General features: G+C 43.2%; 15 protein-coding genes. 7 read left to right on the top strand and 8 right to left on the bottom strand.

The window, feature by feature from the left end:
• Nucleotides 1-22: 22 nt before the first annotated feature.
• The 7 genes from ACE1SE_RS18300 to cpxR form a co-directional block, all read right to left on the bottom strand.
• Entirely contained in the window at nucleotides 23-1,057 is a 1,035-nt protein-coding gene (locus tag ACE1SE_RS18300) for an MraY family glycosyltransferase (protein WP_374052057.1), read from the bottom strand.
• A complete protein-coding gene (locus ACE1SE_RS18295; RefSeq protein WP_374052056.1) occupies nucleotides 1,057-1,998 on the bottom strand; it encodes an NAD-dependent epimerase/dehydratase family protein in 942 nt (313 codons plus the stop codon). Before ACE1SE_RS18295 ends, ACE1SE_RS18300 begins: the two co-directional genes overlap by 1 nt.
• 82 nt (nucleotides 1,999-2,080) lie before the next feature.
• Nucleotides 2,081-2,959, bottom strand: a complete 879-nt coding sequence (rfbA, locus tag ACE1SE_RS18290) for a glucose-1-phosphate thymidylyltransferase RfbA (RefSeq protein ID WP_374052055.1) — start codon at nucleotides 2,957-2,959, stop codon at nucleotides 2,081-2,083.
• 21 nt (nucleotides 2,960-2,980) lie between these two features.
• The gene (rfbD, locus tag ACE1SE_RS18285; protein ID WP_374052054.1) at nucleotides 2,981-3,880 is read right to left on the bottom strand and encodes a dTDP-4-dehydrorhamnose reductase; all 900 of its coding nucleotides are present in this window, start codon (nucleotides 3,878-3,880) and stop codon (nucleotides 2,981-2,983) included.
• Nucleotides 3,877-4,965, bottom strand: a complete 1,089-nt coding sequence (gene rfbB, locus ACE1SE_RS18280) for a dTDP-glucose 4,6-dehydratase (RefSeq protein ID WP_374052053.1) — start codon at nucleotides 4,963-4,965, stop codon at nucleotides 3,877-3,879. Before rfbB ends, rfbD begins: the two co-directional genes overlap by 4 nt.
• Before the next feature lie 308 nt (nucleotides 4,966-5,273).
• The gene (cpxA, locus tag ACE1SE_RS18275; RefSeq protein WP_374052052.1) at nucleotides 5,274-6,650 is read right to left on the bottom strand and encodes an envelope stress sensor histidine kinase CpxA; all 1,377 of its coding nucleotides are present in this window, start codon (nucleotides 6,648-6,650) and stop codon (nucleotides 5,274-5,276) included.
• On the bottom strand, nucleotides 6,647-7,339 hold the full coding sequence (gene cpxR, locus ACE1SE_RS18270; RefSeq protein WP_099131905.1) for an envelope stress response regulator transcription factor CpxR: 693 nt from the start codon (nucleotides 7,337-7,339) through the stop codon (nucleotides 6,647-6,649). Before cpxR ends, cpxA begins: the two co-directional genes overlap by 4 nt.
• A gap of 152 nt (nucleotides 7,340-7,491) precedes the next feature.
• Here cpxR and ACE1SE_RS18265 point away from each other — a divergent pair, with 152 nt between their 5' ends.
• From ACE1SE_RS18265 to ACE1SE_RS18250, 4 genes are all read left to right on the top strand, one after another.
• A complete protein-coding gene (locus tag ACE1SE_RS18265; protein ID WP_374052051.1) occupies nucleotides 7,492-7,998 on the top strand; it encodes a Spy/CpxP family protein refolding chaperone in 507 nt (168 codons plus the stop codon).
• A gap of 374 nt (nucleotides 7,999-8,372) precedes the next feature.
• Complete coding sequence (locus ACE1SE_RS18260) at nucleotides 8,373-8,651, top strand: damage-inducible protein J (protein WP_374052050.1); 279 nt, start codon at nucleotides 8,373-8,375, stop codon at nucleotides 8,649-8,651.
• Nucleotide 8,652: 1 nt separating this feature from the next.
• Nucleotides 8,653-8,958: a type II toxin-antitoxin system RelE/ParE family toxin gene (locus ACE1SE_RS18255; RefSeq protein ID WP_374052049.1), complete on the top strand. Its 306-nt coding sequence runs from the start codon at nucleotides 8,653-8,655 to the stop codon at nucleotides 8,956-8,958.
• A gap of 220 nt (nucleotides 8,959-9,178) precedes the next feature.
• A complete protein-coding gene (locus tag ACE1SE_RS18250) occupies nucleotides 9,179-10,318 on the top strand; it encodes a glycosyltransferase (protein ID WP_374052048.1) in 1,140 nt (379 codons plus the stop codon).
• Between the two features lie 55 nt (nucleotides 10,319-10,373).
• Here the strand turns inward: ACE1SE_RS18250 and rfaL are convergent, their stop codons facing one another.
• A complete protein-coding gene (gene rfaL, locus ACE1SE_RS18245) occupies nucleotides 10,374-11,660 on the bottom strand; it encodes an O-antigen ligase RfaL (protein ID WP_374052047.1) in 1,287 nt (428 codons plus the stop codon).
• Between the two features lie 262 nt (nucleotides 11,661-11,922).
• Here rfaL and ACE1SE_RS18240 point away from each other — a divergent pair, with 262 nt between their 5' ends.
• From ACE1SE_RS18240 to pfkA, 3 genes are all read left to right on the top strand, one after another.
• Nucleotides 11,923-12,867 (top strand): phosphatidate cytidylyltransferase, encoded by a 945-nt coding sequence (locus ACE1SE_RS18240; RefSeq protein ID WP_374052046.1) that lies wholly within the window; start codon nucleotides 11,923-11,925, stop codon nucleotides 12,865-12,867.
• Nucleotides 12,868-12,898: 31 nt separating this feature from the next.
• Nucleotides 12,899-13,798, top strand: a complete 900-nt coding sequence (fieF, locus tag ACE1SE_RS18235) for a CDF family cation-efflux transporter FieF (RefSeq protein ID WP_374052045.1) — start codon at nucleotides 12,899-12,901, stop codon at nucleotides 13,796-13,798.
• Between the two features lie 157 nt (nucleotides 13,799-13,955).
• Complete coding sequence (gene pfkA, locus ACE1SE_RS18230; protein ID WP_374052044.1) at nucleotides 13,956-14,933, top strand: 6-phosphofructokinase; 978 nt, start codon at nucleotides 13,956-13,958, stop codon at nucleotides 14,931-14,933.
• Nucleotides 14,934-15,080: the final 147 nt, after the last annotated feature.

Raw genomic sequence — 15,080 nt, 5'->3', positions numbered from 1 at the left:
AACAAATTGCGAATACCAACGCTTATGCTCGAATCTTATCCTTAATACCCGCCCCACATTTCCATGCTAATGCGACTAAAGGAGCCCATGCAATGATAAGAGCCAAGACGCCATCAAGGTGCGATGTTGCTGCAGCAAAAGAAAGAGGCGTTAGCCAAAATACGTTGATTGCTATCGCACCCGTTGTGACCTTAGAGTGGGATTGATAGTGGCGGGACAGTATTTGATAACAATGGCTGGCATGCGCTTCAAAAGGTTTTTGCCTACGCACTATGCGGCATAACAGCGTTACGGTCGCATCGACCACAAACACGCCCAGTAAAATCAGTTCAGCAAAGAACAGGCGGCTATCTGCATGGCTGGCAATTAAGACCAGCAGACCAATAACGATCCCGAGAAACCCGCTGCCTGCATCGCCCATGAAAATGCGCGCAACCGGGAAGTTCCATACTAGGAATCCGAGGCTGGCGCCGGCTAGAACCAGCAGGCAGGCGGACAAATCTTGACCTAACAATGCTGGGTTACTTAAGCTAATAACCAGCAGGCTTAATGCACCGAACGATACCGCTTCACTGCCTGCAATACCATTAATCCCATCCATAAAATTATATAGATTCAGCATCCAGACAAGAAACAGCAGACCAAAAATAGTGCCGACAACCGGAATATTGATGCTGTAACCAGCAATCACAACCGTCGGGAACCCACCGATAAAATAAAGCCCAGAAGCGGCAGTCAGGAAATGGAACGCTAGGCGCAATTTTGCGTCAATGTGCCCGTGATCGTCGAGAAAACCGATAACAGCGGTGATTAGACCAGGAACAGCCAACGTCAGCACTACATCGCTAGAAATAAGCTGAGAAAAATAGCCAGTAACCACAAAAGCGAGCAGAGTGATAACAATGGCAGCGCCGCCACCGCGAGGGGTGGGAATGGAGTGCGAACTGCGATGTACCGGAATATCGAGGACATTATTGCGAATGGCATAAACTCGCAACAGCCAGGTCAGAACGCAAGTAATAATAAACGCCGCCAGCAACATGACGATGAATGACATTATTTTTTATCCTCGTGAAATGTCTGACCCGCAGCGAAAAGGGAATCCCGGATAGTTACAACCGGTTGCCACTTCATCAACGTTCTGGATTTTGATGAATCAATAGATAACGACTCGAAAAGCTGCTCATACATTTTCTTTTTGCCCAGCAAAGATAACAGCGACTTTAAGATAAAGGGCGGGAAATAGATCAATCTGGCTTTTTTCCCCATCCCTGCGCCAATCGTGCTAGCAATCTCTTCGATTGATAATTCAATTTCATCAGAAAAAACAAATGTCTCGTCTTTTGCCAACGGATTATCAATGCAATGGGCAATAAAATCACATACGTTGTCCAGTGACGCCATGCTTCTGACATTGTTGACTTTTTTGAACGGCAACGGCAGACCACTTGCCACCAGCTTCAGTAGGCGCTCGATATTTCCCGGCGCATTTGGGCCACAAATTAATGCTGGACGGATAATGGTAATGGTCATCTTCGTGTTTTTGTATTTTTCCAGCAGCTGTTTTTCTGCTTCGTATTTGGAAATTGCATAGTGTGAAACGGGATGCGGTATGGAATTTTCTCTAATGGTTTGTTGTTTTGAATTATCACCATTTACCCCGATCGAACTGATAAAGATAAATTGCTTGACACCCGCTGCAAAGGCATCTTCAGCGAGCTTTATTGTCGCATCACAATTCACCTTTTTAAACGCCTCGGCAATATCTGTTTCTTTGTCATTCAGAATGTGCGCGCGTCCAGCCGCATGAATAACGATATCACAACCATAGACGATGTCATGCCAATCGGTATGACCATCAATATCGCCAGTGGTGTAGATATTTCGTGTTGCATCACCTGTGCGTGAGCTACCTGAAACATCGAATGACCTATTCATTAGCAACTCAGAAAGTCTGGAACCTAAAAAACCAGAGATGCCCGTGATCAATATTTTCATTGTAAGTTATTTATTAACAGTCATTATTCGATTGATACTGAGGACTTGATTAAAAGAAAGGCATAATGCCTTTCTTTTATAGTTATTTTTTACCAATCATCTTCAGTAGGTACTTTCCATAATTATTTTTTGCTAGTGGTTTAGCTAGTTTTTCGATTTGTTCAGCGTCAATAAACTCTTTGCGGAAAGCAATTTCTTCAGGACAGGACACTTTCAATCCCTGACGTTCTTCAATAGTCGCGATAAAGTTACTGGCCTCGATCAGACTTTGATGCGTTCCGGTATCGAGCCACGCGTAACCACGCCCCATCGTTGCCACTGACAGACAACCCTTCTCCAGATACAGGCTGTTAATATCGGTAATTTCCAGTTCGCCACGCGCAGAAGGTTTCAGGTTTTTAGCCATTTCAATGACATCATTGTCATAAAAATAGAGCCCGGTCACTGCATAGTTACTTTTCGGCTCAGCTGGTTTTTCTTCAAGGCTGATTGCCGTGCCTTGTTTATCAAACTCAACGACACCATAGCGCTCAGGATCGTTAACGTGGTAAGCAAAAACAGTCGCCCCGCTTTCCTGATTCACTGCGCCATCAAGCAGTTTTGGCAAATCATGACCGTAGAAAATATTGTCGCCTAGCACTAACGCGCAGTCATCATCGCCAATAAACTCTTCACCGATAATAAACGCCTGTGCTAGGCCATCTGGGCTTGGCTGCACTTTGTATTGTAAATTTAGCCCCCACTGACTACCATCGCCAAGCAATTGCTCAAAGCGTGGCGTATCCTGTGGTGTACTGATAATCAGGATATCGCGAATGCCAGCCAACATCAGAGTTGACAGCGGATAATAGATCATCGGCTTGTCATAAATCGGCAGCAACTGCTTGCTCACAACCATGGTCACAGGGTAAAGACGAGTTCCCGAACCGCCAGCCAGAATAATACCTTTCCGTGTTTTCATTTTACTGTCTCAGAGAGTGAGTTAAGGTGCAGTTGTTGTAATCAACTCTGCCAACATGCGTTTTACGCCTACTTCCCAATGCGGGAGTACTAGACCGAAGGTGTGCTGAAATTTGTTTGTATTCAAACGTGAATTATGCGGACGCTTCGCCGGTGTAGGAAAATTATCTGTAGATATTGCGTTTAATTTGCTCAGCGCCAGTTCTATCCCTGCGCGTTTTGCCTCAGTAAAAACCAGCCTGGCGTAGTCATACCAGCAGGTTTCTCCCTCAGGGACTAAATGATATAACCCTGCCACTTGCGGTTGCGTAATGGCAGTACGAATAGCATGAGCAGTACAATCAGCTAATAGTTCAGCTCCTGTCGGCGCACCAAACTGGTCGTTAATAATAGAAAGCTCCTGACGTTCCTTCGCTAGTTTCAGCATCGTTTTCGCAAAATTATTGCCTTTACCGGCATAAACCCAACTGGTGCGAAAAATGAGATGCTTCGGGCAGTTTTCCTGCAGTGCTTTCTCACCTGCTAATTTTGTCTGGCCATAGACGTTCAGTGGCGCTGGGTTATCAGTTTCCACCCACGGCTTTTCACCCTCTCCAGAGAAAACATAATCGGTTGAATAGTGGATGACCCAGGTGTCAATTTTTGCGGCTTCTCGGGCGATGGCTTCTACGCTTTCGGAGTTCAGCAACAAGGCAAACTCAGGTTCAGACTCCGCTTTGTCGACGGCCGTATGAGCAGCAGCATTGACAATTACGTCCGGCTTGATGCGACGTACAGTTTCGGCAATACCTGCCGGATTGCTGAAATCACCACAATATTCAGTAGATTGTACATCCAGAGCAATCAAGTTGCCGAGCGGCGCGAGCGAACGTTGAAGTTCCCATCCAACTTGTCCATTCTTGCCGAACAACAGAATGTTCATTTACTACGTTCCCCATAGTTTTGCTCAATCCACGACTGGTAGGCACCACTCTTCACGTTCTCGACCCACGAGGTGTTTGATAAGTACCACTTAACCGTTTTGCGGATACCGCTCTCAAACGTTTCCAGCGGTTTCCAACCAAGCTCTTTGCTGATTTTGTTGGCATCGATCGCATAGCGGCGATCATGGCCCGGGCGATCGGTTACGTAGATGATCTGGCTGCGATAAGAGGTCGCTTTTGGTACGATTTCATCCAGCAAGTCGCAAATAGTATGAATAACATCGAGATTCTGTTTCTCGTTATGTCCACCAATATTATAAGTTTCGCCAGATGTGCCTTCGGTCACCACTAGATAGAGCGCGCGCGCATGATCTTCAACGAACAGCCAGTCGCGAATTTGATCGCCTTTGCCGTAGATTGGCAGCGGTTTGCCTTCCAGTGCGTTCAGAATGACCAGCGGGATTAGTTTTTCTGGAAAATGGAAAGGACCGTAATTGTTTGAACAATTGGTCACAATAGTCGGGAAATCATAGGTTCTGCGCCATGCACGCACTAGGTGATCACTGGATGCTTTGGAAACAGAGTAAGGGCTGCTTGGGGCATATGCGGTCTGCTCGGTGAAAAGCGGCAGTGCTTCCCCGGCTACGACTTCGTCAGGGTGGGGCAAATCACCGTACACTTCGTCAGTGGAGATGTGGTGGAAACGGAACGCGGTTTTGCGCGTTTCATCGAGTTGCTCCCAGTATTTACGAGCGGCTTCGAGCAGCACATAGGTGCCGACAATGTTCGTTTCAATAAACGCAGCAGAGCTGGTGATTGAACGGTCAACGTGGCTTTCGGCTGCGAGGTGCATCACTGCATCAGGCTGGTGCTCGGAAAAAATCCGGGTCATCGCCCCGCCATCACAAATGTCCGCACGTTCGAAAACGTAACGTGGACTACTGTCAATTTCTTTGAGTGATTCCAAATTGCCTGCATAAGTAAGCTTATCAACGTTGATAACGCTATCATTAGTGTGGTTGATAATATATCGAATTAATGCAGAACCAATAAAACCTGCTCCGCCAGTAACCAGAATTTTCATTTTTGAGATTTTTAGTTGATCTTAGGATTGATGTGAAATTGGAAAGGAAGTTTTATGGAATATGAATTGTCATGTATAACCAAAGCTACCGCACTAGGTTATGGCTCCCAGAGTGCCTGTTGTGTGTAACAATTTGACTTATCCAGTTAATATAAAAGGATTTTCTGCTTAACAAAAACTAACATACCAACGATTTGTGTTAAGCAGCGATGAGATTAGTCTCTCGACGCATTGAGGTCAAGTATAATAGCTTTTTTTTCTTTCATTGTTATAGTTTGTAACTAACTAAATTTCAAAACGAAAGCTGCTTATCTTCCATGCAATGGCAGCCAAATCACCAACCGTAATCCCCCCAATGAGCTATCTTCTGCTTTCACCCAACCTCGATGTTGACTCACTGCCGTTTCAACAATCGCCAACCCTAATCCAGTTCCACCAGATTCTCTATCCCGTGCCTCATCCGTCCTATAAAACGGGCGGAAAATATGTTCGCGGTCTTCTGGGCTGACTCCTGGGCCATCATCATCAACGCTAATCGTTACACCTTGGTTATCTGCCTTAAATGCAACGGCGATATGGTTGCTGGAGTAACGCAGTGCATTGCGGACGATGTTTTCTAATGCGCTGCCGAGTGTTGCTGGGTTGCCGTAAATTATCCAGTTTCCGGGAGGTGAGACGATATCCAGCGTTTTGCTCATCTGCTCAGCTTCGAATTTTGCATTCTCCAGAATGTCAGCCCATATATCGTGGGCTTTGATATTCTCGCGCAGTAACTCGTTTTTATGTTGATTGCGGGAAAGTACTAGCAGGTCATTAATCATACCATCCAGACGTTGGGTTTCTGTTTCGATACGTGCCAGCTCTTTGCTTTCACCGTGACGGCGGCGTAGTAAGGCGGTCGCCAGTTGTAAACGGGTAAGCGGTGTGCGCAGTTCATGGGAGATATCGGAAATCAGTCGTTGTTGGGCGGTGACCATCCTTTCCAGTGCACTAATCATCTGGTTGAAACTACTGCCGGTTGCTAAAAACTCTTGGGGACCGGATTCCAGCTCAGGGTGTTGCCGTAAGTTTCCTTTCGCGACGTCATCGGCCGCGTTTTTAAGTTTACGAGCGGGTTTTGCCAGACTCCATGACAGCCATAAGAGTAATGGAGCGCTGATTAACATGGTGGCCGCAGGCAGTAAAAATGGCCGGTCAAACATCAAGTTAATAAAATCTGATTGTGGGCTGCCCGCTGGCCTAATGATGTAGAGATGGTAATGATCTTCGCCATCGCGGACAGAAAAGGGGCCGAGTATTTCAGAACGACCATATTTTTTCTTTTTAGGATGATCAGCATTATCGGATTGGCCGATAAAGTTGCGGATGACTTGTTGTTGATGGGGCGGGGTATTAATGTCACTAATCAGCCCTTCGCTGGAGACGAGGATCAGGCGTTGGCCCGGGGGAGTCCACAAAGCAATAGCACGATCCAGACGCAACCACCAGAATAGGTCATTCCCTGAATCGTGCATTAATTCTTCTTCTACTTGTTTTGCCAGTTCTTTCCCCAACTGATATTCACTATCTAAAAGAGGTGTTAACTGCCGTGAGTCCAGTTTTGGAGCCATTAAGGCTATCATCAGAACAAGTGCTAGCGTGAACCAAAAAATGGCGAATATACGGGCTGTCAAACTGTTGATCATTTTGCGGAGACCATTAAGTATCCACGGCCGCGTAATGTCTTAAACCATGGTAGTTCATCAGTTCTGTTGGGTAATTTACGGCGTAGATTCGAAATATGCATATCAATAGCCCGATCAAAAGGAGTCAAACGTTTTCCTAACACTTCCTGACTTAAATGTTCGCGGGAAACGACTTGTCCCAAATGCTGTGCTAATAAATAAAGCAGGGTGAACTCTGTGCCAGTGAGATCCAAAATCGTACCATCAAAACTGGCTTCCTGGCGTCCGGGATTGAGTTGCAGTTTATCGATCTCCAGTATAGGTGTCCCAATATCAGCTTGTTGTTCACTCCAGTTGGAACGGCGCAAAATGGCACGTATGCGTGCGACCAGTTCGCGATCGTTAAACGGTTTGGGAAGATAATCATCAGCTCCCAGCTCTAATCCTAAAACACGGTCTAAATCGCTACCACGAGCCGTTAACATGATAACAGGGGTTTGATGGTATTGCCGTAGCTCTTTCAGTGTTTCAATGCCGTTCTTGCGCGGCATCATGATGTCCAGTAATAATAGGTCAATTGAAGAATCGATATATTGTAAAGCCTGTTCACCATCGTAGGCGATGACAACATTGAATCCTTCCATCTCGAGCAATTCTTTTAATAGCGATGTCAGCTCGCGGTCATCATCAACTAATAAGATTTTATGCATTAATTCTTCCTCCAAGAGCAAAATACGATAACAAACTCCGCTATTCCATGACTTTACGTTCTTTTACATGCTCTGACGCTAGTTTGCAGCCGCAGGATTATAGTTATCCACACTGAATCGAATGCTGCTGTTCGAGAAAGCGAGGAAATTTAATGCGTAACATAGCAATATTGGCTTTAGCGTCAATGGTTGTTCTCAGAACAACAGGGGCTTTAGCTAAAACTGCTGATACGGATCATATTTCTGAGGTTAATTCTTCCGCTGCATACTCATATTGTATGCCATATAGTTACAAGAAGAATTTTAATCATCACCGAGACAGTCAATATAACTATAGTTATATCTTCGGTGGAGTCGCATTAACTGAACAACAACGCGAGCAGATGTGGAATTTAGTCAAAGAGCAGCATCAGTATGAGCAGCCGTTGATTGATGTGCGTGCTGAACATGGAAAGTTGAATGCGCTTTTGACTGCAGCAGATTTTGATGAAGTTGAGGTTCGTTTACAGCTTGAAAAAATAGCTGAAAAGAATGTCGCTATAGGTGTAGAAATTGCACGGATTAATAATCAGATTTATCAATTGTTAACACCGGAGCAGAAAGAGCTGTTAAAAAATCGTTTAAAACAAACGAATACGAATGTGAAGCTCGAAAAGTGAACTGATTTTTTTGTTATACAGTAGCATCAACAACGATTTTCCTTGCCATAGACACCATCCCTGTCTTTTAGCCCCCTTGAGGGGCTTTTTTTTATCTGCCTATTAATCTTAATTTCCTTTAAAATCATATGGATAATTTTTATTAAGCAACTGTAGATGACCTAAAATTTTCCAAGTGTGGGCACTTTGGTTATAGCCCCTAATTATTGGGGCTTCTTGAATTACCATTCTATACATTCAAATAGTTGACCGAAATTTACTCAGGTATCAAGATTGTTTTTTTAAAAACAGCATTATTATTTTAGTTTGCTGTGCTAATATGACAACACAAACGACAACATATTTTGAAGTAATAGCTAACTAAGGGGAAATGAATGGAGACAATTCATTTTCGTATTGATGAAGAAACCAAGCGATTAGCCATGCAAGCTGCCAAACGCCATCAAACAGACTTAACAAAGTTAATGAGACAAAAAGCTGAAGAATTGGCGAATGAAGAACGTGAGTATCAAAAAAATACCCATGCTCACTGGTTAGAAGCTGAAATTGAAAAAGCGATTGACCGATGTGAAAACAGTACGGCTCATTTTATTGATGATGCCGAAAGCCTGCGTCGGATGGCTCTACTGCGTAATAAGCTGAGCAGAGGATAAAGTGATAACTATTTTTTGGGAAGAAAGCGCGCAAACTGACCGAGAACAAATTTATCTCTACTTCTTTGAACAGGCTGGGTTGTTATTGGCTGATGAAATTGATGCAAAGTTCGTGGAAATGGCTGAACTTCTGAAAGTAACCCCGTATGCAGGCATGAAAGCTTGTAATAGCTCGGATGAACGTTATAGAAAACTCGTTATCCCTCATTTTCCCTTCATTATGCTCTACCGTTACGATGAGGATATGGAAACTATAAAGATCCTCAGAATATTGCACACCGCCAGAAGAATAGCAGGGCTTTTTTAAGCAAAAAAACTTTTCCCTGATTTTGAGTGCCCCCATCACTTGGACGACTTGGAGAAATCACTATGGCTAATTACAGAAAATTGTTAGCGCAAACTGCTGACCATCTTAAATGCGATGATTAGAAAAGATGAAGAATGGAATGATTCGTATCATCAGATACTTGCATAAACTGGCCTTTTTTTATCTAATCCGATGAATGATTTATACTGATTGTTTCCTCATGAAAAAATTTGTTTTTGTTGCTCCTGAATTTCATTCTATTCCTCCAAACTATGCAGCCGCAGTAGAGTGGTGGATCTATAACGTAGCCAAAATCAGTCAGGCTAATAATTTGGTTATTTGTAAAGGGGAAAGAACGGAGAAAAGTGTAGAAAAAGTCAGTGAATATGGCACCATTCATAGAATACATACCAGTAGGATATATAAACGTCTTTTTAGGAAATGGTCTCGCTTAGATCCTTACCCTTATGCCAAAAGGGTGATAGATATTGTCAGGCGTTATCAAAGTCCTGACGGTGAGAAACCGATTCTGATCATTCAGAATTCCATTTCGCTTTATAACTCTGTGAAGCAGTTTTATCCAGAAAAACTGATGGCACTTCATTTGCATAATAAACATAAAATTGTTGATTTAGGGCCTGAAACAAAGCTTATTACTCCTAGTCATTTTTTAGCCGATTTTTTTCTTTCAGAGGCAAAAATTAAGAATATCAAAATAGTACCAAATGGTATCGATAAGGAGCTGTATAAGCAGGAAGTTAGCTGGAAAAGAGAACATTTTGGCCTAAAAAATGACGAAATTGTCATTTTGTATGCTGGCCGATTAGATAAAGGTAAAGGTGTTATTGAACTCATGGATGCAGTCAATTTGCTGCACAAAAAAGATCAAAATATCAAGCTGCTTTTGATTGGCGATCATGTAACGGTTAAAAAAGGCGAACGAGAAGTTTATCGGAAAAAAGTGTTGGATAAAGCCGCAAAAATGGCTGATAGCTGTATTCTTGCAGGGAGTATACCTCCGGCAGATATGCACCAAGTATATCCACTTGCTGATTTAACGCTTGTACCCTCATTAGGAGAGGAAGCCTTTTGTATGGTTGCCTTGGAATCAATGGCATGTGGTGTACCCGTTTTGGTCAGCCCCAGAGGAGGAATAAAAGAGTTCGTGATCCCTGAAAGTACGGGATTTTTACTGCAAGAACCTTTGTCCCCAGAAAGCATTGCCAAAGATATTTCGGATACTCTGTTGCGCGATAATTTAAACGTTGTTGCTGAACATGCGAAGGAAACGGCAATAAGCCAATACGATTGGAGTAATGTCAGTGTATCTTTGTCAAAAGCGTTAGCTGAGTGGTTTTAACTATTATTAAATTCATCTTGGGCTATCCAAAAAGATTGAATAGCCCTCAGAGTAGTTAATCTTCTTTTCCGACTTTCAGTCTGCCTTCATTCCATCTTTGCTGACACAATGCAGCCAGTAAGCCAAGATAGATACCCAAAATGTTCAAATGAACACTTTCAAAGTTCCCTCTGACAATAAAATATCCAAAGAAAGAGATAAGTAAGATTAACCCAGCTTGCTTATTGTAGCCGATACTTGTGTTCCACTCCTGAGCTGATTGTTTCAGATAAGAGAAGATTAAAAATAAAAAAGCACAGAGGCCTAATATGCCGGCAGAAAACCAAATAGTCAGGAAAATATTATGAGGACCTAGGGATGTTTGATATGTCCAATCAGGATAATTTTTAGCGCTCTCATTATAAATTTGATCATATATTTTATTGCCAGCACCATAGCCTTTGAGAGGATGCTCTAGAATTAAGGTAAGTGCTGAGCCTTGTGTTCCATTGCTATATCGGTAACTGCTATCTGTTTGCTCCAATTTATAGGTTAGAGTTGACTGCTTACCAAGGTAATCAGATTTGATAGCAAATATGGCGGCGCAGATGAAAACAACGCTGGCAATAAAAGTCTTCCAGTTTTTGTTCATGATTATCATCATGAAAAACATTACAAAAACGGCAAGCCAAGCCCCTCTGGAAAGAGTTCCCAGCAATACAAGGAATACGGATAAGATAAATAAAATTGTCAGTGTCAAACGAACATAATTTTGGGGATTTTGAAAATGCCAAAGGGCTACCAGTGCGGGAAAGAAGAAAACGATGCCATCTGACACACTACGGTGGTTATAGTTAGTAAATGGCATAATATTGTTCTGATAATCCAGGTAAAACAGGTACATTTCTTTCAGTGTAATGAATAATAATCCAAGCAGAAATGAACCAATAATCATTTTCTGTATTTTAAGTGTATCTGTGTGACTCAATGCTAAGGTGATGATGATACTGGAGAGAACGACATCCCTGAAAAAAGGTGTTTTTATTTCACTGAAACTGAGTCTGGGATCAGGGGAAATAATAATCGAATAGAGATAGGCCAAAGTAAATATGCCCAGAGCCAGTACGATGTTGTTCTTCAACGCAGAGAGGCATTTTTTGGGGTTTTTAATAAGAAAGTAGAGTGCGGTTAACGCTATCAATGCAAAAAATAGGTTTTTATAACGTGTGATACCAGTTACATAGACAAGCGAGATGTAACCACCGACGAAAAAAGTACCCCAAGATAAGTGGTTTTTAACGGTTTCTTTAAACATGGCCTTACCAGAATGGAAAATGGATTTCTGGCTGGTATTTTGTACCATTTTCCCCAGACAGGCACGAATAAAAATACGATGTTATAACATGGTGTAAGTTCTGACAGTTTTTGAATTTTTAAGCACAATTTCTTAATCAATAAAAGTATTGCTTATCAACGAATTCTTCCTCTTCCCTGATCTGTTGTTATCTTGACCAATCTTGATTATCTTACGTTCTGTCTACTTTGTTGATTAAAAGATCTGATCACTGTTACTTCACATAAAAGGGATCAAAATACCCAGCGTGGATATTAGAGGAGTTAGTACCATGACAAATATCGATCACGATCTGATGCTATTACTGGGCGGGATATTCGGGATATTAGTTATCGCCAGTGTGATTGGTGGTATTTTGGCCTTACGGTATTCGGGGGAAAAAAGCAATGCCACTATCGATAATCTGAATGCCCGAATTCGTGGCTGGTGGATGATGTGTATCATCTGTGTTTTGGCTATTGTGATTGGGCCAATAGGTTTGGTGATTTTGTTTGCGGTGATGTCATTTTTTGCTTTGCGTGAGTTTATTACGCTAATGCCGATTCGTCGCAGTGATCATGAGGCATTGTTCTGGTGTTTCTTTGTTTTTATGCCTGTGCAGTATGTCTTGGTTGGCATGCAGTGGTATGGGTTATTCTTGGTATTCATTCCCGTGTATGTCTTCCTGTTCTTACCTGCCCGGACAGCTTTGGTTGGGGACACCACCCATTTTCTGGAACGAACCGCCAAAATTCAGTGGGGGATGTTGATGACGGTATTTGCCATCAGCCATGCGCCAGCGTTGTTAATGCTGGATATCCCAGAATATGAGAATCAAAATATCAAGTTATTGTTGTTCCTGATGATCGTGGTGCAAATGTCCGATGTTTTGCAGTACGTATTCGGGAAATTATTGGGCAAACGCCCAATTGTGCCGAAGCTCAGTCCCAATAAGACGGTCGAGGGATTTGTTGGCGGGATTTTGGTTTCTGTACTGCTGGGAATGTCGTTATTTTGGGTAACGCCTTTCTCCCTGTGGGAGGCGGGACTGATGTCGTTAGTAATCACCTTAATGGGGTTTATTGGTGGATTATGCATGTCGGCGATTAAACGAGACAGTAGAGTGAAGGACTTTGGTGGAATAATTGAAGGTCATGGTGGGGTGTTGGATAGAATCGACTCACTTTGCTTTGCTGCCCCTATATTTTTCCATCTAACGCGCTATTTTTATACCTGAGAGTGACTGAATAACCGGAAGGTGGTAGTCAATGAGTATAAATTATGGGCGATGGGTCAGTTCCGCTGCGTTGGTGGCAACGGTATTGGCAAGTGTGCTGTTGATCGTGAAAATTTTTGCCTGGTGGTTGACGGGATCGGTGAGTTTATTGGCGGCGTTGGTGGATTCATTGGTCGATTTGGCTGCTTCCTTGACGAATTTTTTTGTTGTGCGCTATTCACTTCAACCTGCTGATGAAGAACATACTTTTGGACACGGTAAGGCTGAATCGCTGGCGGCTTTAGCGCAAAGTATGTTTATTTCCGGTTCGGCAATTTTTCTGTTTTTAACCGGATTCCGGCATCTGTATTCTCCCAAGCCACTGGAACATGCGGCGCTAGGCGTATGGGTAATCGTCATTGCTTTGGTTTCCACGTTATGTTTAGTCACGTTCCAGAAATGGGTGATCAGTAAAACGCAAAGTCAGGCAATCCGTGCGGATATGCTGCATTATAAGTCCGATCTATTGATGAATGGGGTGATTTTGCTGGCGTTGCTTTTGAACCTGTATGGTTTTAAACACGTGGATGCACTCTTTGCCCTGGGTATTGGAGTCTATATTCTCTATAGTGCGTTGCGGATGGGCTATGATGCCGTACAGTCTTTGCTTGATCGCGCCTTGCCAGATGAAGAGCGGCAGGAGATTATTGATATCATCCAAAATTATCCGGGTATAGTAGGTGGACATGATCTGCGAACTCGTCAATCTGGCCCGACTCGTTTTATCCAGTTCCATCTTGAGTTAGATGATAATTTGCCATTAGTTCAAGCGCATGCTCTGGCCGAAGGAATTGAAAATAAATTACGGGGTCGATTTCCAGGTGCCGATATTATTATTCACCAAGATCCTTGCTCTGTAGTGTCTAAAGAGCATAAAAGCCGCTGGGATTGAAGGGGAATTTATTCATAATCAAAAGAACATCAAAAAACAGACATAATCTTGATGCAGACTGGGTGTTTTTCCGTATTATAGTTAGGGTTGAATCAATTCAGCTAACGCAGTGACAATCAGGTTTCTCAAATATTATATCTACAAGTCAGAGGTCATCATGATCAACAAGATTAAAAGAATTGGAGTCTTAACGAGTGGCGGTGATGCGCCTGGCATGAACGCCGCTATTCGTGGTGTTGTTCGTGCCGCTTTAACCGAAGGGTTGGAAGTCTATGGTATTTATGATGGCTATCTGGGGTTGTATGAAAACCGCATGAAGAAGCTTGATCGCTTTAGTGTTTCCGACATGATTAACCGTGGTGGTACGTTCTTGGGTTCAGCTCGCTTTCCAGAGTTCAGGGATGATAAGGTTCGGGAAATTGCTATTGAAAACATGCGCAAAAATGGCATTGATGCGTTGGTGGTGATTGGCGGGGACGGATCCTATTTGGGAGCGAAAAAGCTGACTGAAGCGGGTTTCCCTTGTATTGGTTTGCCTGGAACGATTGACAACGACGTTGCGGGCACAGATTACACCATTGGTTATTTCACGGCGCTGGAAACGGTGGTTGAAGCGATTGACCGTTTGCGCGATACGTCAACTTCCCACAAACGAATTTCGATTGTTGAAGTAATGGGACGTTATTGTGGTGATTTAACCTTATCAGCAGCAATCGCGGGGGGATGTGAATTTATTGTTCTGCCTGAAAGTGAAATTCCATTCGATCGTAAGGAATTGCTGGCTGAAATTCAGGCTGGGATTGAAAAAGGCAAGCGTCACGCGATAGTTGCTATTACTGAGCATGTCTGTGATGTCGCTGAGCTGGCAAAATATATTGAGACAGAAACCCACCATGAAACCCGCGCGACGGTATTAGGGCATATCCAGCGTGGTGGAGCACCTGTTGCTTATGACCGCATTCTCGCTTCCCGTATGGGGGCGTATTCTGTTCAACTCCTGCTGGAAGGACACGGCGGTCGTTGCGTTGGTATCCAGAACGAGAAACTTGTTCATCACGATATCATTGATGCGGTGCAAAATATGCAGCGTGTCTTTAAGAAAGAGTGGCTGGAAACCGCGAAGAAACTCTATTAATCCTTTTTTACCTGCAAAATCCTCTTTTGGAGACAGTCATATCTGGCTGTCTCATCCCACATATTCTTCTTATGCATAAGCAGAAATTTAAAATTATTTCTGCGTCATAACACTTTCTGTCAGTTTTTATGGAGAAATCATAATAGC

It is taken from the genome of Xenorhabdus taiwanensis (genome assembly GCF_036512875.1).
GTDB lineage: Bacteria > Pseudomonadota > Gammaproteobacteria > Enterobacterales > Enterobacteriaceae > Xenorhabdus > Xenorhabdus taiwanensis.
Note: the sequence above shows the minus strand (reverse complement) of the source record. Positions and strands in the feature narration are given on the sequence as shown.